Annotated in this window: 26 protein-coding genes; 10 read left to right on the top strand and 16 right to left on the bottom strand. The window is 70.1% G+C overall.

Features of this window, described 5'->3' with window-relative positions; genetic code table 11:
* Positions 1–47: 47 nt before the first annotated feature.
* The 16 genes from ACIG36_RS10975 to ACIG36_RS11050 all read right to left on the bottom strand — a co-directional run bounded on the left by ACIG36_RS10975 (position 48) and on the right by ACIG36_RS11050 (position 15,949).
* Positions 48–1,175, bottom strand: a complete 1,128-nt coding sequence (locus tag ACIG36_RS10975) for a DnaB-like helicase N-terminal domain-containing protein (protein ID WP_399925308.1) — start codon at positions 1,173–1,175, stop codon at positions 48–50.
* Positions 1,172–2,338 carry a DNA cytosine methyltransferase gene (locus ACIG36_RS10980; RefSeq protein ID WP_399925310.1) on the bottom strand — a complete coding sequence of 389 codons (1,167 nt, stop codon included), beginning with the start codon at positions 2,336–2,338 and terminating at the stop codon, positions 1,172–1,174. Before ACIG36_RS10980 ends, ACIG36_RS10975 begins: the two co-directional genes overlap by 4 nt.
* Positions 2,335–4,140: a type IV secretory system conjugative DNA transfer family protein gene (locus ACIG36_RS10985; protein WP_399925312.1), complete on the bottom strand. Its 1,806-nt coding sequence runs from the start codon at positions 4,138–4,140 to the stop codon at positions 2,335–2,337. The genes ACIG36_RS10980 and ACIG36_RS10985 overlap by 4 nt, the downstream gene beginning before the upstream one ends.
* Positions 4,141–4,311: 171 nt before the next feature.
* Complete coding sequence (locus ACIG36_RS10990) at positions 4,312–4,686, bottom strand: hypothetical protein (RefSeq protein ID WP_399925314.1); 375 nt, start codon at positions 4,684–4,686, stop codon at positions 4,312–4,314.
* Between the two features lie 142 nt (positions 4,687–4,828).
* Positions 4,829–5,245 (bottom strand): hypothetical protein, encoded by a 417-nt coding sequence (locus tag ACIG36_RS10995; RefSeq protein WP_399925316.1) that lies wholly within the window; start codon positions 5,243–5,245, stop codon positions 4,829–4,831.
* A gap of 81 nt (positions 5,246–5,326) precedes the next feature.
* Positions 5,327–5,824 carry a hypothetical protein gene (locus ACIG36_RS11000; protein WP_399925318.1) on the bottom strand — a complete coding sequence of 166 codons (498 nt, stop codon included), beginning with the start codon at positions 5,822–5,824 and terminating at the stop codon, positions 5,327–5,329.
* Positions 5,825–5,996: 172 nt separating this feature from the next.
* Complete coding sequence (locus tag ACIG36_RS11005) at positions 5,997–6,449, bottom strand: hypothetical protein (protein WP_399925320.1); 453 nt, start codon at positions 6,447–6,449, stop codon at positions 5,997–5,999.
* Between the two features lie 190 nt (positions 6,450–6,639).
* Positions 6,640–7,638: a hypothetical protein gene (locus tag ACIG36_RS11010; RefSeq protein ID WP_399925321.1), complete on the bottom strand. Its 999-nt coding sequence runs from the start codon at positions 7,636–7,638 to the stop codon at positions 6,640–6,642.
* Between the two features lie 162 nt (positions 7,639–7,800).
* On the bottom strand, positions 7,801–8,355 hold the full coding sequence (locus tag ACIG36_RS11015; RefSeq protein WP_399925323.1) for a hypothetical protein: 555 nt from the start codon (positions 8,353–8,355) through the stop codon (positions 7,801–7,803).
* 11 nt (positions 8,356–8,366) lie between these two features.
* Complete coding sequence (locus tag ACIG36_RS11020; protein ID WP_399925325.1) at positions 8,367–9,881, bottom strand: ATP-binding protein; 1,515 nt, start codon at positions 9,879–9,881, stop codon at positions 8,367–8,369.
* A 32-nt stretch (positions 9,882–9,913) separates the two neighbouring features.
* Complete coding sequence (locus ACIG36_RS11025; RefSeq protein ID WP_399925326.1) at positions 9,914–10,387, bottom strand: DUF6238 family protein; 474 nt, start codon at positions 10,385–10,387, stop codon at positions 9,914–9,916.
* A 31-nt stretch (positions 10,388–10,418) separates the two neighbouring features.
* The gene (locus ACIG36_RS11030; RefSeq protein WP_399925328.1) at positions 10,419–11,888 is read right to left on the bottom strand and encodes an SCO6880 family protein; all 1,470 of its coding nucleotides are present in this window, start codon (positions 11,886–11,888) and stop codon (positions 10,419–10,421) included.
* A 154-nt stretch (positions 11,889–12,042) separates the two neighbouring features.
* Entirely contained in the window at positions 12,043–13,506 is a 1,464-nt protein-coding gene (locus ACIG36_RS11035; protein WP_399925330.1) for an ATP-binding protein, read from the bottom strand.
* Positions 13,507–13,539: 33 nt separating this feature from the next.
* Positions 13,540–14,244 (bottom strand): hypothetical protein, encoded by a 705-nt coding sequence (locus tag ACIG36_RS11040; protein WP_399925332.1) that lies wholly within the window; start codon positions 14,242–14,244, stop codon positions 13,540–13,542.
* Positions 14,244–14,558: a DUF6112 family protein gene (locus ACIG36_RS11045; protein WP_373311517.1), complete on the bottom strand. Its 315-nt coding sequence runs from the start codon at positions 14,556–14,558 to the stop codon at positions 14,244–14,246. The genes ACIG36_RS11040 and ACIG36_RS11045 overlap by 1 nt, the downstream gene beginning before the upstream one ends.
* Before the next feature lie 233 nt (positions 14,559–14,791).
* On the bottom strand, positions 14,792–15,949 hold the full coding sequence (locus tag ACIG36_RS11050; RefSeq protein WP_399925416.1) for a C40 family peptidase: 1,158 nt from the start codon (positions 15,947–15,949) through the stop codon (positions 14,792–14,794).
* A gap of 513 nt (positions 15,950–16,462) precedes the next feature.
* Between ACIG36_RS11050 and ACIG36_RS11055 the strand changes: the two genes are divergently transcribed.
* From ACIG36_RS11055 to ACIG36_RS11100, 10 genes are all read left to right on the top strand, one after another.
* Positions 16,463–17,224, top strand: coding sequence for a site-specific DNA-methyltransferase (locus tag ACIG36_RS11055; RefSeq protein WP_190127699.1), 762 nt, complete (start codon positions 16,463–16,465; stop codon positions 17,222–17,224).
* Positions 17,225–17,355: 131 nt separating this feature from the next.
* Positions 17,356–17,976: a DUF4913 domain-containing protein gene (locus ACIG36_RS11060; protein WP_399925335.1), complete on the top strand. Its 621-nt coding sequence runs from the start codon at positions 17,356–17,358 to the stop codon at positions 17,974–17,976.
* 7 nt (positions 17,977–17,983) lie between these two features.
* On the top strand, positions 17,984–18,463 hold the full coding sequence (locus ACIG36_RS11065; RefSeq protein ID WP_399925337.1) for a hypothetical protein: 480 nt from the start codon (positions 17,984–17,986) through the stop codon (positions 18,461–18,463).
* Complete coding sequence (locus tag ACIG36_RS11070; protein WP_399925339.1) at positions 18,460–19,128, top strand: DUF3631 domain-containing protein; 669 nt, start codon at positions 18,460–18,462, stop codon at positions 19,126–19,128. The genes ACIG36_RS11065 and ACIG36_RS11070 overlap by 4 nt, the downstream gene beginning before the upstream one ends.
* Positions 19,129–19,163: 35 nt before the next feature.
* Positions 19,164–19,817 (top strand): hypothetical protein, encoded by a 654-nt coding sequence (locus ACIG36_RS11075; RefSeq protein WP_399925341.1) that lies wholly within the window; start codon positions 19,164–19,166, stop codon positions 19,815–19,817.
* 39 nt (positions 19,818–19,856) lie between these two features.
* Positions 19,857–20,654, top strand: coding sequence for a hypothetical protein (locus ACIG36_RS11080; RefSeq protein WP_399925343.1), 798 nt, complete (start codon positions 19,857–19,859; stop codon positions 20,652–20,654).
* Between the two features lie 139 nt (positions 20,655–20,793).
* Positions 20,794–21,273: a hypothetical protein gene (locus ACIG36_RS11085; RefSeq protein WP_399925345.1), complete on the top strand. Its 480-nt coding sequence runs from the start codon at positions 20,794–20,796 to the stop codon at positions 21,271–21,273.
* A 38-nt stretch (positions 21,274–21,311) separates the two neighbouring features.
* Positions 21,312–21,734, top strand: a complete 423-nt coding sequence (locus ACIG36_RS11090; protein ID WP_399925347.1) for a hypothetical protein — start codon at positions 21,312–21,314, stop codon at positions 21,732–21,734.
* Positions 21,735–21,744: 10 nt separating this feature from the next.
* On the top strand, positions 21,745–22,152 hold the full coding sequence (locus tag ACIG36_RS11095) for a hypothetical protein (RefSeq protein WP_399925349.1): 408 nt from the start codon (positions 21,745–21,747) through the stop codon (positions 22,150–22,152).
* Between the two features lie 13 nt (positions 22,153–22,165).
* Positions 22,166–23,104, top strand: a complete 939-nt coding sequence (locus ACIG36_RS11100; RefSeq protein WP_399925351.1) for a winged helix-turn-helix transcriptional regulator — start codon at positions 22,166–22,168, stop codon at positions 23,102–23,104.
* Positions 23,105–23,161 lie beyond the last annotated feature (57 nt).

Consider the following 23,161-nt stretch of genomic DNA (forward strand, 5'->3'; position numbering starts at 1 on the left):
CGTGATCCAGATATTCCTCTCCTGCGCGCGATCACGGGCGGCCGTGGCTATCGTGTCCGGGCAACTCGGCTTTGCTCGATGGGAGTGCACCGGCTGGTGGCTCTTGGCGGAGGGCGGTCGTGGAAACCGTTGGGCAGTGCGGTTGGCCCGTGTTGGCTGCGGTGCCAGCGCATACGGGTGGCGGTGAGATCGTCGAGGGCGCGTCGGGACGCGGTGATGAGTTGCTGGGGAGTGAGGGTGGTGTTGGCGGCGAGGCGGCCGATGTGTTTGCCGGTGATGGCCGCCGTGTCCAGCAGGGAGTGCCGCAGGATGCGGGTGGCCCAGTAGACCGGGTCGCCGCCGGAGGGCTGGCAGGTGTCCAGGATGCTCTGGAGTGTGGTGTGGGCAAGGACGTCGCGGTGCTGGGCTTCCCAGACGAGGGTGACCGGGTCGATTGCCTCGCCGCGGTGGTGCAGGGCGGCGAGGCAGCGGAAGAGCTCTGCGTGCAGGGAGTTACCGAAGTCCTCCGCGTGGAGGAAGGCCCGGATCTCCTTCAAGGCCGTGGGCCGGGTGGTGGCTGCGGAAAGGAAAGCCTGCTCGTCGTCGTGCCGTTGCTCGTCCTGTCGTCGGACGCCCGGCGGGACATCCGGAGTGGTGTGAGCGGGCGTGCTGGGGTGGGGGCGCCAGTGCTGGGCGAGCGCGTTCAGGACGCTGGACAGAGCGTCGGCCCGCGCACAGACGGCTTCCACGTGTGGTTCGCCGTCGCGGGTGTGGCGTGCGGTCTGGGCGAGGCGGGCGGCGTGCTCGGCGATGGTCCGGCGGGCGTGGCCGGCGAGCACCATCCGCCCGTACGTCAGCGCATGGGCCGGCTCCGGACAGGTGCTGATCAGCGTGTGGACGTAGGAGGGCGTAAGGCCGGGAGCCTGTTGGGCTGCGCGGGTGGTGGCCTCGGTCACCCAGGACAGCCCCTGCTCGCTGGTCGGCCGGATCTCAGCCGTGGCTGCATGCCCGCGTTCGGTGAGGTCGAGCATCGCCGCGTACAGGGCGGTGTGCTGTGGGAGGTAGAAGTGCCCGGCCGCCAGCCATGGCGCGACCGTCGAGAGGGTGTGCGGCCGCAGGAGCAGGGCGCCGAGGAGAGCCTGCTCGGCCAGAACAAGCGCCTCCTTGCCAGGCAGGCCCTCGAGCGAGGCGCTCACGCGGCCAGCCCGAAGTCGGACTGACGCACGCGCGCACCCAGGTGCGGGGCGACCAAGTGGGCGGCCAGCAGCGGGGGTACGGCGTTCCCGATCTGCTGGAACTGAGCCGATTTCGTGCCCTGCCACGGATAGTCGGCTGGGAAGGACTGCAAGATCCCAGCCTCCCGCGCTGTGATCCGGATCGCCTCCACCGAGCGGTTCTCTTCCGCTGAACCGGGCACCCAGACGCACTCGTTGACGCGGTGGCCGAAGAACAAGGTGCCCGCCGGCTCGTCCGCCCGCCGGACGGTCGCACGGGCCATGCTGTTGCTGCGCAGCGACCAGGAACGTCCAGAGCCACGGGCTCCGGGTGCCAATGTAAGGCGGTGTTTCCAACTGCCCAGGTCACGGGACGTAGCCAGGGCTTTCCGGGAGCCTGAAGGGAAGGGCTCGGGTCCGCCGCCCGGCCCGCCGCCGGCGCACACGGTGGGCACCGGCCGGTCTGTGGCGCCCCAGTCGAGGGCCTGGGCCATCGATACCCACCGCGTTCGGCCCGGCCCGAACAGCGTGGCTGGCTCCGCGACTCTTGCGTGGGTGGGCTCCGGCGGTACGGCGCTGCGCGTACGGGAAGCCAGGAGGATGGCGCGGCGGCGTGTCTGGGGCACGCCGTAGTCGGCCGCGTTGAGGATGCCGGCCCACACGGAGAAGCCCCAGGAACGCAGGACCTGGGCGTATTGCTGCCACAACGGCAACACGTCGGGAACTTCCTCCATGGCCACCCATTCGGGCTGCCCTGCTGCGTGGAGGGCGTGGAGGTAGCGCATGGGCTCGGCAGCCAGCAGCGACCGCTCGTCCCGGCACGCGGGCATCAGCTGTTCGCGCGTGTCACGCCCGCGGGAGAGGTCCGCAACCGCCTGATGGACCAGGGGCTGATCGATGAGCCCCAGCCGTTTGCCCGCCCTCGACCACGCCTGACACGGAGGGCTCGCCAGAAGCCCCGTCGTTCTCCCGATGAGGGGCCCCACCGGATACCGTGCCACATCGGTGCGCACGGTGAGGTGTCCGGCGGCGGCCCGGGTCCGGCAGGCCCATTCGTCCCATTCCAGGCCGATGTCGCGCACGCCGAGGACGGCCAGGGCTTGTGCCCATCCGCCGGCGCCGCCGAACAGGTCGATCACGGTCACGCGGCCTGCCCGAAGTCGTCCTGGGCCGGGGCGGCCTTGGCGATGGCGCGGGCCGTGATGGCCTTGGAGGCGCAGGCCGAGGCTGCGAACAGCTCGTCCGCGCCGGGCTCCTTGTACCAGGGGCGCAGGGTGAGCATGGCGGCGCGCATGCCGGTGGCGAGGCAGATGGCGGTGCCCTTGGCGAGGGCGCGGATGCGGTCGGCCGGCATGATGCGTTCCTGCCGCATGGAGATGGACTTGGAGGTGCCGGAGTCGGAGGTCGATGTGGAGACGGTCTCGACGTCGTGGTCGCCGATCATCCGGGAGAGCTTGTCCGCGAAGTCGGGGTCGTCGATGCCGGAGCCGATGACCTTGATGGTGGCCGCGGACCACATCGCGTCCATGCCCGCGTCGCCCCATACCTTCTGGCCCTGGCGGTAGGACTGGAGAATGGTGATCGGGATGATCCCGCGCGATCCCAAGTGCGAGTAGAGATCCGGGAGATCGCTGATCTTGCAGACGTTGGCGGCTTCGTCGAGGATCGCGAGCATCGGCGGGTCGAGGCGCCCGCCGGCGCGTTCGGCGTGGGCGGTGGCGGTGCGCATCACGGAGTCCGCACACGCGGCGATCAGCGCGCTCGCGCCGCCGCCTCCGTCCTTCGACAGCAGGAACAGGGTGTCGCGTGTCTGGACGAACCGGGTCGGCTCGAACTCGGGTACATCCGCCTGCGGGGTGATCCAGGCGGCGATGTCGGCCGAGAGCAGGCATGCGGCGTACTGGCGGGCGGTTTCGTAGATGCCGTCCCGGGTCTCGGGCGGGCCTTCGACGGTGCCCTTGAGCTGGGCGGCGACGGCGTCGAAGCGATGCTCGCGCAGTAGGTCGAGCGGGGTGCGGTCGGCAGGGAAGGCCAGCCACTGCATGACGTCGGTGATGGGGCGCTTGTCGACGGCGGCGGCGAGGAAGAGCTGGGCGAGCACGTTCTGGGCGGCCTTGGACCAGAAGTCGCCGGCGTTGGAGGCGTCGACGGACGCGGCGACGAAATGGCCGGCCAGGCGGTTGGCGCCTTCAAGGGTGGTGGCGTCCGCGAGCGGGTTCCACCACATCTCGCGCGGGGCGTGGGCGATCTGCTGCGGGTCCATCGACCACGTCCGCCCCACCTTCCCCCGTGCCTCCAGTGTCGCGGTGTAGGCGTCGCCCGCGGCCTTGTTGGAGGTCAGCAGCACGGCGCCGGGGGCATTGAGCACTGCTGGGATGGCCAGGCAGGTGGTCTTGCCGGAACGCGGAGCCATGATGGCGACCGCTACGTCCTCGTACCCCATGCGGACTTCGCACCGGGTCCCGGCGAGGTCGCCGAGCAGGATGCCGGTCTGCTTCGGGTCGATCTTCCTCGGGTCGTTCTCGGCCAGGCTCGGCCGTAGGGACTGGGCCTTGGCGGTGATCTGCTTCGCGAGCAGCGGTTCGATGTCGCGCCGGGTAGCCATGCCCTTGACGGCCTTGCGGCCCTTGGAACCGGACTTGTGGCGCAGGTACAGGCGCGCGGCGAGGGCGGCGGTGGCCAGGAGCAGGGTGATGGGGAAGACGAGGGTGCCGATGGTCAGGGCGGTGTGGTCGGTGTTCGGCCAGAGCTCGTGGGGGTGCAGGAGCGCGTCGGCGGGCTGGAAGGGTGCCCGGGGGCCGGCGTCGGTGAGGAAGGTGGCGGCGTTCCCTCCGAGCCACGCGGCGGTGGCGAGGGGAATGGCTACGGCTACGCCACCGATCAGGATGCGAAACAGGACGTCCGTGGCCGGTGAGGCAGATGTGGATGAGGTGGTGCGAGGAGGCAATGAGGAACGTTTCTGTGGTGCGGGTGTACAAGGCCGGGCTGGGCTGGCGAGCTGCCGGAGGGCCTGAGTGGCGGGCGCAGCCGCATGCGGCGAAGGAACCGTCGGCGTGCGCACTGCAGCGGGACCGCCGCGCGTACCGGGTGGGCAAGGCCAGCGGCTACTTCCCGGTGCTCAGCGGCTTCTGCGGGAGCTGGGACTCGATGCCGCGCGCGGGGGTACTTGAGCCCCCTTGGCCGTACGGGATTTCAGCTGCGCTACGACCGCACTGTGGGTGGCCTTGTCGTACAGGTTGTGGGAGATATTCGCGTCGTAGCCAGCGGCGGTGAGCAACAGCACGGCTCGCAGGGACCGCCGGTGTGTTTCGGCGTGGCTCAGCCCTTCGGGCAGTTCGTGCCAGGTGTAGATCGATGACGCCTTACGGATAAAACCGAGGTCGTCGAGGTGGGTGAGGAGTTGTTCGGGGGCGCCGGTTCGGGTGTCGGCGTAGACGGTGCCGTCGCGTCGGTATATCTCGACATCTGTGCCGTATTCGTCGGCCAGGCTCAATGTGAGCTTCCTTCCTGGAGGGCGGGTGGTTACGGACGGCGTGGGGAAGTTCAGCGGGCCCGCCGGCTGAGGGGCGGTCCCACTCGGATCCGCTGGCACGTAGGGCACGGGCTGCGGAAGCTGCCAGACCGGGTGTGGGGGATCACGCCGCTATCCCGTAGTCGTCGCGGTGGACGAGCTGATCGAGGCCGGTGAAGGTGTACCAGTCGCCTTCGGTGCAGCCCTGCGGCGGCAGCTGGGGCAGCAGCTCGGCGGCCAGGGCGCGGAAGAAGGCGAAGCACTCCGGGCAGTGCCGCTCGACGTGGATGAGGTATCGGGGATGAGCGGTGGAGAACGTGCGGGTGCCGCCGTGGGGATTGCGGGTGCGCCAGCCGTCCTGCCCGGTGGGGGTGTGCCAGGACGGGGCGACGATGGTCAGGTCGTCGCCGTGCAGGTCGCCGTCCAGGCTGCCTCGGACAACCACGACACGGTCACCCGAGGCGAAGTGGTCGTGCGCGACCTCACGAGCGGGCGTGACGGTGTCCGTCGCATGGACGGGAAGCGGAGCGGAATCAAGCATGAGCAGGACCTCGATAGGGAAGCGGGGGAGGAAGGGGTCGCAACGGACGCGGACGCCGGTGTTCGTGAACCCGAAAAGGCGTTACACGAAGGGGTTCTCGGTCGGCCGATCGGCGTTGGTGGCCGCCGCGAGCAGCTCCGGCAGATCCCCGCCCTCGGCATCCCGCTGGTCGATCCACCACCCCGCACGCGTGACGGTGCGCACCTGTTCCTCGAGCTCCGACCAGTCCGCCTCGTCCCAGTCGCCCTCGACAACCAGTGCGGTATACGCATCTGCCACCAGCTGATGCCGGCACCGGATCGCCCACGCCAGCGCCTTCTCCGGGCCCTCCAGCGGGGGCATGTGGTAACGCTGTTCCCACTCCGTCGCAGCCGCCTGCTCTTCGGCGCGACGGGTGGCGAGCCACTGCTGCTTGTCCACGCGGCTGCTCTCACGGGCGGCCTTCCAGCAGTCGGAGCACTCACGATCCCCGAGCCAGCGGGCGAAGCCGGCTCGGCGGTCGGCGGCGCGGTCGGACAGGTCGCGTTCGACCTGGTGGCCGCAGGTGTGATCGATGGTCCAGTGCGTACGGACGGCCATGAAGTTCTCCTGTTCGCGGGTGGTTTGAGCGTGGATTGATCAGTGGCAGCGGTCTGGGCGCGATGTGCCCATGGGCGTCGGGGGCTCAGCGGCGCGGGCCCGGGCGGATTCCCGGGCGGATTCCCGGGTGGAAGCGCGCGAAGGCACCCTGATCGGCTGGCGCCGGAGGTTCTCAACGCCGCATCTGGCTGCGGGGCGCCCACAGCGGAGGGTGTTTCGGTCGGGGCGGGATGGGCTTGAGGTCGGTGCGGCTCTGCCACGCGGCGGACTTTGTGACCGCGGCTTGGGCGGTCGGAGTCGCCCGCGGCGCGGTGCCGTGCACCGCGGTCTGCCGGTGTTCGTTGGTATGCCGCTGCGTGGGTGCTTGCTGGGGCGGTGTGGGATCGAGGCTGACGTCGGCGGCGACCTGATAGCGGGCGGCGCGCAGGGAGGCGATCGCTTGCCGGGTGCGGCGCTCGCCGTCGTTCTCGGGATTGGCCAGGGCGTAGAGCTTGCTGTCGGGGACCGGCTGGAAGCCAAGGAGCTTGAGCACGTGATCGGCGACGAACAACTCCTGCGGGTTCAACGCGACGTAGCCCAGTTCGGGGTGGCGGCCGACGATGACGTGCGGTTCAGGGGTATCCACAGGGCTGTGCTCCGTGCTGGGAATAGCGTGGTCGGCTCACCGGTGGTGGGCGGGCTTCAGGGTGTGCCGGCGGCCCAGGGGCGGTACCGGGATGCGGGTCCGTGCAGCCAGCGCTGGCAGCTGTCGTGCGGGCCACCGGGGGCGGACGCTCGGCCGTGGACCGTGTGCGACGCGGCGTGCGGGGCCGGATTCAGCGCCCGCGCGGGCCGCTCTGGGCAGAGGCGTTCGCAACGACGGGGTGCGAAGCCGTGGCGGCGGTGGGGACTGTGCGGGTGGCGTGGTGCTGGCTGTTGAGCAGGTCGGTCCAGATGCGATCGCCGTGGGCGTGCGTGAGTGTGGCGATCTCGCCTATTCCGAGCCGTAGTTCGGCAATGTCGCGGGTGAGGTTCTTGAGGCGGTCCGTGATGCCGTTGAAGGATGCGGTGAACTCACTGCGCAGGGCGGGCGGGCCGGTATCGGCGGCCCGGGCGGCGGCGAGACGCAGGACGCCCTCCAGGGCCGGAAGTGCTCCGGTTGCCGGGTGGAGCATCTCGTCGAGAACCGCGGCTACCTCGTGCAGATCTGTGGCAGCGGTGGCGTGGTGGGCCAGCTCGGTCAAGGAGGACACGGCACGGGTAGCCGCAGCTGGCTGTGCCTGAGAAGAGGGGGCGTGGCCGATGGAGATGTCGGTGCCGAGAGCTCCGAGTTGCAGGGCCGCGGTTCGCAGTCGCTCGTCACGTTCAGCCGTCGTGAGCGTGGCCGGCAGGGTGAAGGTACCGGTCGCACGTGGATCTCGGTGGAAGCCGGTGCGCTCGAGGTGCTCGGCAGCACCGGGATGGTCCGTGGTGGCGGTCAGCGTGCCGTCAGCCTGCCAGGCGAAGGACACCCGCGCCGCAGGCCCTATCGCGGAAGCCCGCTCTGCAGCGGCTTTGCGCCGGACGTGGGCGAGGGCTTCCTCGTAGCGGGGCAGCAGACGGCGGGTGACGGTAGCGGCGGCGCGGACGGGGTCGGTGCTCACGGTGATGCCGTTCGGCTCCTGCACGCCTCGGAAGAGATGGTCTTGCACTCCGGTCGGCGCCAGGGCGGCGACGATGAACTCGCGCTGCTTCAGAGGCCGGTCGATGACGTACAGGCGCATGCCGTCCGGACCGTTGAGGACGGCGTCGTGGCCCAGGACGAACTCGGAGACGGCCCACTGGGCGTGGCCCATGTCCCACAGTTCCTCAGTGATCGGGAACTGGTCGGGGTAGGTGTCGTGCGGGTGGTGATGGCTGGTCCAGGCGCCGGGCAGGCGCTCGGCGAGTGCGGTGGCGAAGGCGGACAGATCGGCTCGGTGAGACAGGGGAGACTCTTTCCGGTTCAGGCGGCGGGGTCACAGGGTCGGTCGGCGCCGGGCACTCGTGGCGACGGGCGCTGCCACGGGCGGGCGCTGGGCCAGCGGCATCGCGGCGGCGGAGCGCGGTGGCGGCTGGACGAGGTGTCGGGCGTCCGTCTCCAGTTGGTCGGCGGTGTCGTGAAGGGCAGCGCGGGCTTCATCCACGTGGTCGCGGATGACGTTCCAGGCGGCGTCCCGGGCGTCGGTGAGGTCTGGGAAGGCCGGCAGTTGGGCGTGTTCGTTGAGGAAGGCGACTTGCCGGAGGGCCTCGGCCAGAGGGCCCATGGCCTGTGCCGTTCCCGCTGCGGCGGCAGCGAGCGCGCTGTGGCTGCGTAGCTCCGCCCGGGCGGTGGAGCGGGGGCCGGTGAGCCGGTGGAGCAGGGCGTCGGACATCTCCTCGGCCATGCGGCTGGCTGCCTTCAGCCGGGCTCCGACGGTGTAGGCCACCATCTCCTCGGTGCTGTGCTCGGGGACTTCCAGGCCGGCGGTCAGACGGCGGACCTCCCGTGCCACGGTGCGCAGGTTGTCGGGGTGGCGTACGTAGATCGACACATGGGCTCCCATCAGTGCATGCGGGCGTCGGTGTCGAAGAGCGCCAGCTCCTGGGTGTGAAGGAGGTGCTGGACGATGAAGGAGCGCCCGGCGACCTTCCACAGGCCGCGTCCGCGGTTGAGGTGGGCGATGGCCTCAGACTCCACCGAGGTCAGCCCCAGCAGTCCGGCGGCGGCGAGGACCTGGTCGGCTTCCTGCCGGTAGACGATGCGGGTGGAGCAGTCGGCGAGCAGACCTTCGGCGAGTGCGCGTCCGCGCGATCCGGCGTCGCCTGCGGTGAGCAGGTCGGACAGGCGGTGGATGACCATGAGGTTGGCGATGCCCAGGCCGCGGCTCAGCTTCCACTGGGACTGCATGCGCTCGAGCAGGCCCGCGTGCCGCATCAGGCGCCATGCCTCGTCGTAGACGACCCAGCGCCTGCCGCCGTTGGGGTCGGCGAGCGCGGACTCCATCCAGGCGCTCGCGCAGGTCATGGCAAGGACGAGACCGGTGTCGTCGCCGGAGCCGCCCAGGCGCGAGAGGTCGATGGTGAGCATCGGGCTGCGCGGGTCGAAGACGACGGTGGAGGGGGCGTCGAACATGCCGGCGAGGTCGCCGTGGACGAGGCGGCGCATGGCGTGGGCGAGGTCGCGGGCTGCGTCGCCGAGGCGGCCGGAGAGTTCGCCGCCGGCGATGTCGAGCAGCCCGGAGTTGTTGAGGGTGGCGGCGATGTCGCCGAGCAGCGGAGTCCGGCCGGTCCGGGCGGCGTGGGTGACCACGCAGTCGAGAGCCACGTCGAGGGCGGTGTGCTCCATCGGCAGCAGGTCCCGTCCGAGCACGGTACGGGCCAGGGAACCGAGCAGCATCAGCCGACGTTTACGGACCTCACTGGACCAGTCTTCGGCAGAGACGCCGTCCGGCTGCGGCGGGGCATCCAGCGGATTCAGCTTTCCCGGGAGACCCGGGCCGAGCGCGATGGTCGTACCGCCGAGCGCCGAGGCGACGGCCGTCCACTCGCCCTTGGGATCACAGGGCACGTAGATCCGGTAGCCGAAGGCCACGCTGCGCAGCGCGAAGCTCTTGGCCAGCGCCGACTTGCCCATGCCGATGACTCCGGCGAGCAGGACGTTGGGGTTGGTGAAGCCGTCGAGCTTGCCGTACAGGGCGAACGGGTCGAAGGTGAACGACGCCTCGGCGTGGACGTCGCGGCCGATGTAGGTGCCTTCGGCGCCGAGGCCGCCTTCGGCGAGGAAGGGGTAGGCGCCGGCGACGGTGGCCGTGGTCATGCGGTGGGCGGGGAGGGAGAGCTTCCCTCCTCGCGCGGAGGACGGGCCCGGTCGGCCGTTTGCCGGGTAGAGCGGCATGGGCCCCTGATCGTCGACCCGGTTGCGACGGCGGGAGGGCGCGGGGGCGGCCTTGCGGGCCTGTTCGCGGGCGTCGTGTAGGCGGCGGCGGTCGGCGCGGCGCTGGTCCCGGTCACGGCGGTGGGGTGTGTAGAGCGGGGAGGCGCTGGCACGGCGTGTCGTGCGGGCGGGCCGGTGAGTCATCGGGGAAGTGCTCGGCTTTCAGCAGGAACGGTTCAGCTGGCGCGGTGACGGGCGTGACCGTGGAGGGGGGAGTGCAGGTCGGCGGGGGTGGTCTGCTGTCGGACGAGGGCGCTGGTGCGCACGTGACGCAGGCAGATCGTCACGAACGGCGGCCCGGTGTCGATGTCCTGGCGGCAGATGCCCTCCTCGACCACGTCCGGAGCGGTGGAGCGGGATACCTGGTGGAAGGCCTCGTGGAGGTGCTCGCTGGCCTGCCACAAACGGGTACGTGCCGCGGCCAAGTGACTGCTCTGAGCTGGACGTGCAGCCCTTGTCTGTTCGGTGAGCCGGCTGAGCAGGGTGTGGAGTGCGGTGAGGTGGGCATGGAGGGCGTCCACCTCGCTCCGGGTGGCCCGAGGATCGCTGTCGGGGGATGTGGTGGTGCGAGTGTGGTGGCGGATGCCGGTGGTGGCTGCGGTGAGGTAGGCGAGCGGTTCGTCGTGGGCGAGAGGAGTCGGGGGTGTCACGAGAGGGTGGTCCTTCCTGCGGCTTGCGGTGTTACAGGGCGGCGCGGGCGAGCGGCAGGGCGGCGGTGGCGAAGGCGTCGGGCTGCTGGTAGTCGAGGCGACGCAGGTCGACCTGGGCGGAGACGGCGGCGGTCTCGATCTGGGCGCAGGCGGCGTCGAGTTCGTCATCGGTGTCGGCGGAAACGGTGAGCAGGCCGGTGAGGGCGACGTCCGCGTGACCGGCGATCAGCTGGCGCTCCCGCTGCTTGACGTCCGCGTACTCGACGCTGTCCTCTTCGGAGTCGACCTGGCCTCGACGCTGCCGCTCGGCAGCATCGGCGATGATCGTGGCCTTGCGCCGCTGGACGTCCTTGAGCGCGGCCTCCAGCTGCTGCGGCACATAGATGAGAGAGAAGGATCGCCGGACACCGGCGGAGAACAGCACGGTGTGGAGGAAGCCCGCGCCGACTTCGGTGCGGGGCCAGTTCTCGACCCAGTAGGTGGCGTGGTGGGCGCTGTCGGTGATGATCCGGTCGGACTCCTCGACCTGGACGACGGGCCCGGCGGCGGCCGGGTCGGCTTCGGCGCGACCGGTGGGCGACCACTGCTGGAGGGCGGAGAGGGCCTTGGGGTCGTAGGCGGTGCGGATGACTGCGGCGATCTCCCGGGCATCGAGCCAGCCGGTGACGGTGAGACCGGCGTTGCGGGCGGCTTGGGTGAGGGTGGCGGTGGTCTGCTGGAGCACGGTGAACCCGCCGGCCAGTCCGCCGCCGGCCTGGGAGATGAGCCGTCGGGCGGCCTTCATGTCCAGGGAGACGGCCAGGTATGCCTCGTGCGGTGCCGCGGCGGGGCCGGCGGCGGCGACGAGTTCGGCGTAGACGGTGCCGGCGACGGGTGCCTGGGGGTGGCCGTGCTCGTTCCAGTGCCGGGTGAGGGCGTCACCGGAGTCGGGGACGGTGCGTTCGAGGATCTGGATGGTCTTGATGTGGCCGGTGCGGGCCAGGCCGGCGAGGGTGCGGCCCCAGCCCGCGACGTTCGCGTTCTGGGTGGCCGGGTCGAGGAGGGCGAAGGCCCGGCTGGAAATGCGGGCGACGGCGGTCATGGTGCCCGCGCGAGGGTCGTGGATGGCGGCGAGCTGCCGGTCCGGAGAGGTGAAGACCCGCAACGAGGCGTCGGTGCCCGGCAGGTGGAGCAGGCCCTCGGCATGGGGGCGGGTGGCGGGACGGGAGAACCACATGTGCTGTCCTCGGACGCGGCGGATGAAGTAGCGGGTGATGACCGGAGCCCAGTCGATGAGCGAGCGGCCGCCTCGGCGGATGAAGACGAGAGCGGCGACGGCAGCCCACAGAGGGGTGAGGGCGAAGGCGCCGGCGAGGCCGGTGCTGACGACGGTGAGCATCAGCACCGCGAGGGTGGCGGCGGTCAGGACGAGCTGGGGCAGGGAGAGCCCGAGCAGAATGCCGCGGCGGCTTCGGTGCGGGAACTTCACCGTCACCGGCACGGCGGCGGAGTGATCAGACATGACAGACGAAGGCCGTTCTGGACGTACCCGGGCTGCTGCGGGGTAGGAGCGCGGCGCGCTCGTGGCCGCTGCGGCCGGGTGGGAGCCGGGGCACCCGCCGCCGAAGCCGAAGCAGCAGGCGGGCGGGCGCCCCGGGCATGAGGGGAGGGGCGGATCAGTTGCCGGTCGCCGGTGGTGACGGCGGGGTGGCCGCGTCGCTTGACCGGGTGGCGGGCTGCGGCCTGGGTGCGGAGACCGCCGGGCCCTGGGGGGTCGGGGCCGGAGCGGCCGGTCCCTGCCCGATCAGACCGGAGCCGGAGGCCAGGCTCGCGCCAGGGTGGGTGCCCGCAGCCATCAGGCCGGACTGCTGCGGAGATGCACCGCCTCCTGTGCCAGCCGCTCGGCTGGACTGCGGGGCGGATCCGCCGTTCGCGGTGAAGGGAAGGGGAGCAGCCGGCGTCGGCTCATCACACGTGCCGCCGTCACCCTGGCCTCCCGGAGATCCGGACCCGGAACCGGGCTTCCCGGACTTTCCGTCAGGGGAAGAGGAACCGCTGTCCGATTCCGAGTGGGAGTCGGTGCTGGACGAGGGAGCTGCTGTGGCGAGCAGCTGACCGGGGACCTGGGGCGGGCCCTGCGGTGCCGCCGAAGCCAGTGCCGTACCACTGCCGCCTCCGGCCGACATGGCCATGGCCTTGCGCCCGACGCCCTGGGCGGTGCGGGAGGCAGCCGCCATTCCGGCGCCGCCGGAGCGGTGGAGGTCCTCGCCGTGGCCGTCAGCGGCCCAGTGCACGAACCGGTACGTGATGTACGGGCAGAGCAGCACCATCACCATGACGACGATGCCGGCCATCGCGTCGGAGACCGCGGCGAGCCCGTCCTTGGCGTCCGTCTTGCCCATGGCGGAGACGCCCAACAAGAAGACGATGGTCATGAGCAGTTTTGAGGCGACGAGGGTGGCGGTGGCTTCGATCCAGCCCCGGCGCCACCGCTTGGCGACCTCCCAGCCGCCGCCTGCGCCCGCGAAGCAGGCCAAGGTGACGAGGACGAGGATGCCGACCTTGCGGACCATCATCACGCACCAGTAGAGGAACGCTCCGACGGCGGCGCCGATCGCGACGAAGGTCGGGACGAGCCAGCCGAGTTCGTACATACCGCCGTACTGACTCACCTTGATCATGCGGCGGACAGAGTCCGCGATCGAGGAGTGCCCGGCTTTGAACAGCCCGTCGGACAGGGCATCGACGACGGTGAGGGCGACGGTGGTGAACGCGATGGCGCCGAAGGCGAACATCACGCCGACGAGGGTGCCGCTGAATGCCTGGGCCAGGGCTTGGCCGTCGCGTTTCCACGCGGCCCGGATGAGCTGGAGACAGAACGTGCCGACGATCACCAGTAGGGCGATAGGCAGAACGAGTTCGTAATTGTCTCTGAACCAGCCTGCGTTGAGATCGACCTTGGTGGTGGTATCGACGGCCTTGGCGGCCAGATCGGCGGCTGAAGCCGCGAGTTCGCCGACGCTCTTGGCGATCCACGCGCCCAGACCCTCGGTGATGGATTTACCAGGGTCTGCGACGAAGTCGATGGCGTCGACAGCCTTGCAGACGTTGTCCACCAGGGGCAGATTGCAGATTCCCACGGATTTGTACCTCCTTCCTGCTGGGCGTGGGAGTCAGGGCGCGACGCGGGGAGAGACCCCGGACAGGGCACAGTTGTGGTCGGGGCGGCACTGGACGGCCAGCGTGACAGCGCGGCCTTCGGCGCCGGCTCCGCCTCCGCGCCAGGCGATGGACTGCTTGCCGCTGACGGTGACCACGTAGACGTACGCCTCCGTGATGGCGCCGGGGTTGTCGCCGAGCGCCTTGGTGAACGCCTGCGGCATGTGGCCTTCCGAGACCTTCGCGGTGGCGTACTGGCCGTTGTCGTGCATCCGCGACCACAGGGTCGGGTCCGGGACCTGCGAGGCCACCGACTCCCAGTCGGTGTACTTCGTCTCCGGTGACATCCACGCCTTCAGCCCGGCGAGATGCTGCTGTTGGGTGATCCGGCGGGTGTCGTAGGACCACAGGGTGCCGGCGGCGGCCTTGGCGAACTCCACCGGGTCATGGGTGGAAGGCGGCGAGCCGACGGAGCCGCTGCTCCCGCTTCCCGCCGGAGGTGCGGGGGACGGGCTGCTCGTGGCAGCTGGTGCCGGGGCCTCGGTGGGTTCCTCGGGGCCGGCGGTGAGGTAGGCGGTCAGTCCCGCGGCGCCGGCGAGGATGGTCAGAGCCGCGATGCCGGCGGCCAGGCGCCGGTTCGTCGACCACGAGGCCGTACGGGACATCAGTGCGGCGGCGCGGGGCTGGAACCGGGGCTTGCTGTGACGTTTCTTCGACATTAGTGGACCTGCGTCCCCAGGGTGCTGAAGAAGCTGACGATGCCGTTGGCGGCACCGAGGCCGAGCGCGCAGCCGGCACTCACGACCGCGCCCTTCTTTCCGTTGGCCTCGGCCTGGTGGCCGCCGGTGTAGTGACCCCAGGCCCACACGGCGAGGCTGACGGCCAGGGCGCCGACGATCGCGATGATCGCGAAGAGGTTGATCGAGGAGATGACGTCCTTCAGGACGGACAGTCCCGGAAGACCGCCCTCCTTCGGACTGATGCCCGGGTTGTAGGCGAGGTAGCGGACATGGTCGAGCGTGGGCACAGGCAGAGCTCCTTGCGGCACGCCGAGACGGCGTGCGGAAAGCGAAGAAAGAAGGGGGAGAGGCGAGGCGAGCACCTCGGAGAAAGGGCCGCGAGAGGGCGCTCGGGGGAGGGTCGAGCGGCTGTGGCGGCCGGGGGGAAGGCGGCCCTCAGAACGGTTTCGCTGTGATCCGCTTCATCGGCGCGCCGCACAGCGGTTCGCGCGGCCCGACGGGGCGTTGCAGCGGGTCGGTCGGCCGGTCAGGTGAGGATGCGGCGGGCCGCAAGAATCTGGGGCTTCCAGTTCGCGAGCGTGGTGATGCGGACAACGTCACCGGTCTTGGGCGCATTGATGATCAGGCCGCTGCCGATGTACATCCCGACGTGTTCGGGCACGCTCGGCGTGCCGCGGGTGAAGAGCAGGTCGCCGGGCTTGAGACTGCCGACGGAGACGGCCTTGCCTTCGTTGACCTGCGTATACGTGGTGCGGGAGATGTTCACGCCGGCGGCGTGGTAGGCCATCTGCATCAGCGAACTGCAATCGCACCGGCCCATGGGGTCCGGTCCGTGGCTGTTCTCGCAGGTGCCGCCCCACTGGTACGGGGTGTCGAGCTGTCCGAGAGCCCACCGGATCGCGGTCTGGATCTTCTTCGGAGCGTCCTTGGGGATCTCGTAGCCCTTGGGCACGGCGCCTGGCGGGATTGTGCCGAAGTTGCTGCCGTCCGCCCCCGTGGAGCAACCGCCCTTCGGGGTCTTGGATTTGTCTTTCGTGTCCTTGTTCGCGTTCTCGCTGGCGTCCGAGGCGGTCTTGCCACCGTTGGGAAGGGTCTTGATGATCGCTGACTGCAGGGCGCGGGCGAGCGGCTCCCACTGCGCGTATGCGTTCGGGAACGCTGATATCTGGACGGCCTGCGCGGCCTGGGTGACGGTCATCGACTCCCACCCGCGCACTTCGAGCAGCCCCTTGTAGAACTTGGTGCTGGCGTAGACCGGGTCAAGGATCTGAGCGGGGGTTCCCCAGCCTGCGGATGGCCGCTGCTGGAAGAGCCCCAGCGAATCGAGGTCGCCGTAGCGCAAGTTGCGCAAACGGGACTCCTGCATGGCGGTGGCCAGGGCGACGATCTGTCCGCGCTCGGGAATGTGCATCGCCACGCCCGTGGCCACGATCGTCTTGGCGTTGGGGATCTGCTCGGCGGGCAGTTCGAGCCCCTCGACGGTGACCTTGCCGCCGGCCTTCCCGCTGAGGATGTCCTTGACCTGTTTGGTGACTGCTTCGACGTCGACCGATCCGGCCTCGCCGCCGCAGTCTCCGTGAGCGGCATTGGCCGCGCCGCCGCCGGCTGCGGCGACCGCGGCGGTTCCGGCGAGCAGCAGGGGGCTGAGGACCGCGACGCCGATGGTCGCGACGACGGCCTTCAACGCCACCTGCCCACACGGCTGTCAGCGCCGCCCGGCGGCGGAGGCATGGCCGGATGAGGACATGGGTGTGCCATGAAAGGGCCCTTCGGGGTGAGTGGAGCCGGTCCGGGCCTGCGTTCTTGTCCAAAGGAGCCCGGAACGGATCTGGTGGAAATGCATCGGTGACCGGCGCCGGGGAGTTGCAGCTCCCGGAGGGCGCCGGCACGAACGACGTCAGGTGTGCGGAGACATGGCGAGGAGAACTCTCCTTAAGGAGGGCGGTGGGTAAGGGGAGATGCCGCCCGGTGGGGCCGGTGCGGCATGACCAGAACTGTAGGGACGGACCGCCGGTTGCCCAAAAAGTTCGGCGCCCGGAATCGAAGTTTGAGGACTTTCCGGTTCGACCAGGGTCAACCGGGAATCGGTGTCTACAGTCTGGAGCCGCTGCGCCACCGCCCGCTGAATTCCCCAGGGCGAGCCTCTAGGCCCAGCACCCTCTACCCCGCTTTCCCCACCCGTGAATGGGGCTTTCTCATGCCTTTTTCCCTGCACCAGGGCGACGCCCTGTCCGTGCTTGCTTCGCTGCCCGATGACAGTGTGGATGCCGTCATCACCGATCCGCCGTACAACAGCGGTGGCCGGACGGCCAAGGAGCGCACCTCGCGCACGGCTCGTCAGAAGTATGTCTCCGGCGATGCCGCCCACGCGCTGTCGGATTTCCCGGGCGAGAACATGGACCAGAGGTCCTTCACGTTCTGGCTGACGCAGATCCTCACCGAGGCGCACCGGGTGACACGGCCGTCGGGCACACTGCTGCTGTTCACCGACTGGCGGCAGGCCGGCTCGATGTCGGACGCGCTGCAGGCCGGCGGCTGGACCTGGCGGGGCACGCTGGCCTGGCACAAGCCCCAGGCCCGCCCTCAGAAGGGCCGCTTCACGCAGAATTGCGAATTCATCCACTGGGCGTCCAAGGGCGCGGTGGACGCTGAGCGTAACCCCGTCTACCTGCCGGGTATGTACTCCGCGTCCCAGCCGCGCAAGGACCGCAAGCACATCACCCAGAAGCCCGTTGAGGTGATGCGGGAGCTCGTGAAGATCTGCCCGCCCGGTGGCACCATCCTCGACTTCTGCGCAGGTTCCGGAACCACCGGCGTCGCCGCCCTGCTGGAGGGCTACGACTTCATCGGCGTCGAGAAGACCAAGCACTACACGCAGATCGCCACCGAGCGGCTCACCGAGACACTGCGCCAGGTTTCCCGGCAGCAGGACTACACCCTCGCTGGCCCGGCCGAGTAACGCAGGAATGTATCCGTCTGATACCGGCAGGCCCGGCATTCGCATTCCAGCGCCGGGTGACGGAATTCCCTGCCGGGCTCATTCCGGGCGTTGAACGCCACCGAACTCGCCCCGTTCACTGAAGAGGACCTGTGTCTGATTCGCACGACCCGGCCGCGGGAGAGGCTCCCGAGCCGGTCCGCATCACCGATCTCGACTTGGCCGATCTGTCCGCCAGTGTGCGCAAGCTGATCGACCAGAGCCAGGAACAGGCCCGCGTCTTGGACAGCCTGGCCGCCGATCCGCCGCCGATACCGCTGCCCGGTCCCGACTTCACCGCTTTCGGCGCGGTACCGGCGCCCTCCGGGGGCGGGGAGCCGCTGTTCATCATGGCCATGGAGGGCCAGGCGTACGAAGCCGAACTCGACGCGCTCACCGACTGGGTCGACGACCTTCTTCTCCCCGTCTATGGCCGGGAGATCACTTCCAGTGCGCCATGGTGCCCATGGTGGGACCAGCACCCCGAGGCCGTCGCCCGCCTGCATGCCCTGTGGCTCGCCTGGCAGCAGCACATCGACCCCGAGGCCGGACCATCCGGCCCGGCCACTTGGCACCGGGACCACCTCGACCACACCATGGCCCAGCTCCGCGCGCCCAACGGTCCCTTCGCGGCGTGCACCACCAACCCGGCCCGCCCGGCGCACCGCCTGCTGCCCGGCCCGAAGCCCACCACCGACCCGGTCCCCACCGCCGGCCACACCCTGGCCGCGTGACGCCGACGTGAGTTTCCCCAAGTTCACGTTCGCCGCCGACCCCCGCGCCCTGGACGACCTGCGCGAAGCACCGACCGAAATCCGCGACCTGGCCCTCCTGGCGCTACAGGACCTCGTCCACGGTGAACAGCGGGGACAGCGCCTGGACGAACGGTGGGGCCAGGACCTGTCCGACTGCCGCAAGCTCTACGTCGACGCCAAAGTCGACTGGCGCATCGTCTACCAGGAACGCCCCGCCCCGCCCGGCTCCCTGCACAAACGCGAGATCTTCCTGATCGCCATGCGCCCTCGCGCCGGGTTCGAGGCGTACAACACCGCCTTCCACCGGCTCGGCCGAACCCGTACCACAAGCCCGCGCGCCGAAGCCGCCCGCGCCCGCTCTCCCCGCAATGTTCCCCTCCGGGCGAAGGCGTCCTCCAGCGCACCAATGCCGGCTCGCCCTCCAGCCGGGACCACACCCCATGCCCAGAAAGGCTCCTCCCGATGACGCTCCTCGTCGATCTCCTACTCGACGCCCCGAACCGTGAGCAGCACTGTCCCCGAAGCGGAATCGCGAGCACACACGGACGGGACATCGTCGAAGCCATCGAACGGGTCCGCCGCGCCGACGAGAACCTGGCCCGGGCCGTCGCCCGGGCTCTGAGCACCGACGGGGCTGTGGTCAGCGAGGATCCCGTCCTTGACGAGGCCATCGAGTGGCCGATGCAGGTGCTGGTCGGCGTCGACCTGCTCGTCGCCCCGACCGTCTTCGACGACCAGAAGAGTGCAGAGCGCGCCGTCCATCCATCGCCGACCCCATGCGCTTGTGAAACGCCCCGTACCAAGGCCGGTACAGGGCTCCTCCACGAGATCCTTCGGGCATGCCGCGCGGCATTCTCCGCCCACGGCGACCCCGCAGCGCTGCCGACGACCGCCCTGCTCGACTCCTGCCACCCCGGCATGCGGGCCCAACGCGCGGATACGACGACCCCTGAGTTCACCGCACGCGACCTGGCCGAGCAGCTCAAGCCGCTCGGTATCCGACCCGGCAACGTCACCGTCTCCTGCGGCGTGCGACGCAAGGGCTACCGTTACGCCGACTTCGTCGACGCCTGGCTCCGCCATACCCCCGACCTGCCGGTGGACCGCCACGTATCCGGTTGCCGCCCGTGAGCACCGGACGGGTAATCGGAGCCCCGGCCGCCACTGTGCCGACGCACCTCGACGCCAGGGTGGAGAACGCCACCGGGTGGACCATCGACGCTCTGTGGTCGACTGGCCTGCACGCCGGCAGCGAACTGGCGGAGGTGGCCGCCGCCCACCGTGCCTTGTCGGACGCCGAGCGGGCCGTCATGTTCCATCGCACTCTGCTGCACCGGATCTCCAGCGGCGAGTTCCACGTCGACCAGGCCCTGTTCACCCGGATTCACCGCACCGTCGTCCAGCTGCAGGACGCCGCCGTACACCGCGACGCTCGAGCCGCTGACCTGCTGCGCGCGCTCCAGCCCATCGAAGAGCGCAACCACGAGCAGCAGGTGTACCCCGGTGTCGGCCTTCTCCGGTCCGACTACACGGCGCTCGTGGCCCTGGCCCCTGGCGGGGCAGTACTGCGTGAGCACCTGCTGACCCACCGCATGTCCATCACCGCCCCGTCGGGCGGCCGCATCACCTGGCCGACGCTCCAGCGACTCGAAGCCCAGGGCTTGGTGAGCCGGGATGCCACGCGCTCCCTCCAGGCCGGCCAGCCGATCGCCCTGACCGACTCCGGTCGCGCCTGCCTGACGCGCCGCACGACACCAGCAGCACGTTCCGCACGGACAGCAGCCGTCGGTGCGCGTACGACTCGACCCCATCGACGCTGACGAACCACGGCACGCCGACACCACGACTGAAGAACACCGTTGAACACGCCCGACCTTGACTTGACCGACCTCTTCGCGCAGCACTTCCGCCTCGACGGCTACACCCTGGCCACCGGGAGCGACGAGGACCACTTCCTCGGCCTCGTCACCGATCACGACATCCTGACTCCGCTGATCACCCGCCACACCCCCGACGGCGCCCGCAGCTATCTCGTCCTGCACGACGGTGCCGCCATCTGGGGCGTGCCGGGCACCGCGCAACTGATTGCCGTGGTGGTCAGCCGAGACCCCGGCAGCCGGACGTTCCGCTTTCAGAGCGAGCGCCACCCCGTTCTCCCGCTGGCGCAGCGGTGGCTGATCGCTCACGGTGCGGCCCCGGACGCTGTTCGCCTTCCGGCGCAGTGGGGCGGGCCCAAGCCGACCGACGCCCTGACCAGCGTGCTGGACGAGCAGCTGCGGACCTCCGGAGACCGCTATGAGGTCCTTGACCACTACACCGGTGATTGCAGCGAGTACGAGACATACGTGCTGGTTCACGACAAAGCCCCGGCGAGCGTCGAGCAGCCGTACCGCCTCTTCCTGGAGCAGATGACGTCGGCGGGTGACGCCTACACCCTGCGCGAAGGCGCCTTCCGTACCGAAGGCGGCGCGCGGGAGTGGATGGAGGAGCGCGACGGACCGCTGCCGGCACCGCACACCACGGTTCCCGGCGCGCTCTCCGTGCCCCGGGCCCAGACTGCCCGAGCGGCCACCCGCAGGACCTCCTGCCCGCCACCCGCCGCCTGGCCGCCGGCCGCACCGTTGCCGCCCGCTCCGCGGCCCGGCCGCCACCGCTGACCGAAAAGGCCATGGCCGTCTGGCAGCCGGCCTACTTGGAGCGTGAGGCGCCTGGTTATAGCGCGAAATCGCCGGTTATCCAAACCGGCTGAAATCCGGACCCTGGAACTTCCCGCGCATCCGGCTCAGGAGTGGAGCAATGAACGACGACGAGGTGATGGTGCTGCTCGGCGAGCGGATCGAGCAGTCCTTCGGCAGCAACCTCACCGACCTTCGGCAGCCGGCGCCCGGTGTGCCCCTCGCGGAGATCCCCGAGGCGTACGCCCGGCTCGTCGAACTGCAGCAGACGCTCGAGGGGCTGCACCACGTGCTCCTGGAGCGTCTGGACGCAGCGCAAGACGGTGACCTGACCGAGGTCGGAGGGCCGGAGCTACTGGAGGCGGCTTCCGCGGTCACCGAAGCCATGGCTTCCCGTGACGCGCAGGCCACGGCCTTGCTCCAGCTCGTCGACACTCACGCAGCCGCCCCGCCGACCGGTCCGGTATCGAAGCAGGCAAGGAGAGCCGCGGCAGCCGCCGCCCACTCCCCGCACTACCCGCTCACCACCCCACCCGCTCCTGCCGCAAGTCCAGGTCCACCTACAGCCGTGCGTTCGGGTGCCGTGGCCCGTCGCCGCTGACGTCCAAGTACCGGCCCGTAGTTGATGAAGAGGTTTACGTGAGCACTGCGCTCCGCCCGTCCAGCCGGGACGCCGCTATCGAGGCTGCCTTCGGCCACAGCATCCAGGACCTGCACCGAAAGCAGGCCATCGCACCAGCCTCGCCGGCCTTGCAGCGCATGCTGGAAGTGCGGTCGTTCCTCACCGCAGTCGAGAGCCACCTGGACGAGGTCCGCAACCGCATCCACATCGCTACCGCCCCGGGCAAGGAGCCCGTGGCCGAGGCCCTTGCCGTCGACCTCCAGTGGCTGACGGCTGCCACCAGGACTAGAGACCAATACCGACAGGCCATCGACCAACTCCTGCGCGTCATGCCCGCCTCTTCCGCCCGCACCCAGCTCGCCCGCCCCACCGCCGCCCCCGCGCCGGCGCGGCCGGCAGCGACCGCTCAGGCCGGTCCGCCAGTACGACGGATGCGCTGATCCCCTGACCGTGAAAGCTCTCCCAGTTGTGGACCACGGCGCCGCCGAGATCCAGCGGCACATCGAAGACGCCTACGGATATCCCCTGCCCCGCCTCCGCGAATACACCCGGACTTACCCCGATACGACCCCTTCGCTGACCGCCCTCCTGACCATCCACGGCGACCTCGAAATCGCCGAGCGCGCCGTCGAATTCCACCTCGACCGCCTGCGCGGTTTCGTCGAACCGGGGCGACCACTCGGCGGCTTCGACACCAGTCACATCCTCGACTGCGCACACCGCCTCGCCCAGGCCCATGCCACCCGCAAGGCACACATTGCCGCCGCCACCGCCCTGCTCGGCCCCCGGGTGGCCACGGCCGCCACACCCGGCACGCCGCATCCCGCCCCGCGGGCCTCTTCCACACGCACCCGCTGACCTGGAGCCATCGATGACCATGAGCACGTTCACGTCCACCAACACGCGCATCAACGACCTGCGGCGCGTGGAGGAGTCCCTGGCCATGATCGCTCCACGCTGGAGCGTGCGGATCCTGCACACCCTGGACCAGGACACCCCCCTGCGCTTCACCGAAGTGAAGCAGCGCCTGCCGCAGATGCAGGACCCCTCCCTCTCCCAGCGCCTGGCCGCCCTGGCCGACCACGGTCTCGTCGACCGCACAGCGTCCGGCAGGCGCCCGGTCTACTACGAACTCACCGAGCGGGGGCGCGATCTCGCCCCCGTACACGACGCCCTGGCCGCCTGGGCCACCGCATGCCTCGAACACACCGGCCCCGCTACCGAGGCCGAGCACGCCGAGGACGCACTCAGACTCGTCAGCCCACGTCACGCCACCACCGTCCTGTGGGCCCTTCAGCAGAACGGGCCCATGCGCAGCGGCGAACTCTCTCGCGAGGTGACTCCGGGCATGTCACCGATGGTGATGACCTCCCGCCTGCGCCAGCTGGGAGCCGACGGCCTCGTCGAGCGCGTCACCGATGGCCACCGTTCCCCCTACCGACTCACCCCTGCCGCACATGCCCTGGGCCCGGTCTACACCGCGCTCTCCGCCTGGGCCGCAGGCAGGCCGACCACCTCCACCCACCATCCGGTCTGGGCGCCGACGCACACGTCACAGCAGCGTTCGTCGACCCCGGCATCAAGGGAGAGGGAGCAGCGGCAGGAACAGCGAAGCGTTGCTGCGGCGGCCACGGCCACCAGTTCGCGCACCCCCGCCTTCTCCAACGTCACGTCCATGCCGCTGCGCACGGCGCCTGGCATCAGTGCCCAGCGGTTCGCCCCCGCGTGGCGGAAGGTTGACCTGTTCTCCCACAGCACCCGCACCCTGCCGACGAACCAGGCCCTCGTGGCGAGCGGCCGGTCCCGATGACGAACGCCGCAGACTCCAGAATTGCCGACGGGGCACGGACCGCGTGCGCCATCGTGG

Origin of the sequence: Streptomyces sp. NPDC053048 (assembly GCF_044547045.1) — a bacterium.
In the GTDB taxonomy this organism is placed as follows: domain Bacteria; phylum Actinomycetota; class Actinomycetes; order Streptomycetales; family Streptomycetaceae; genus Streptomyces.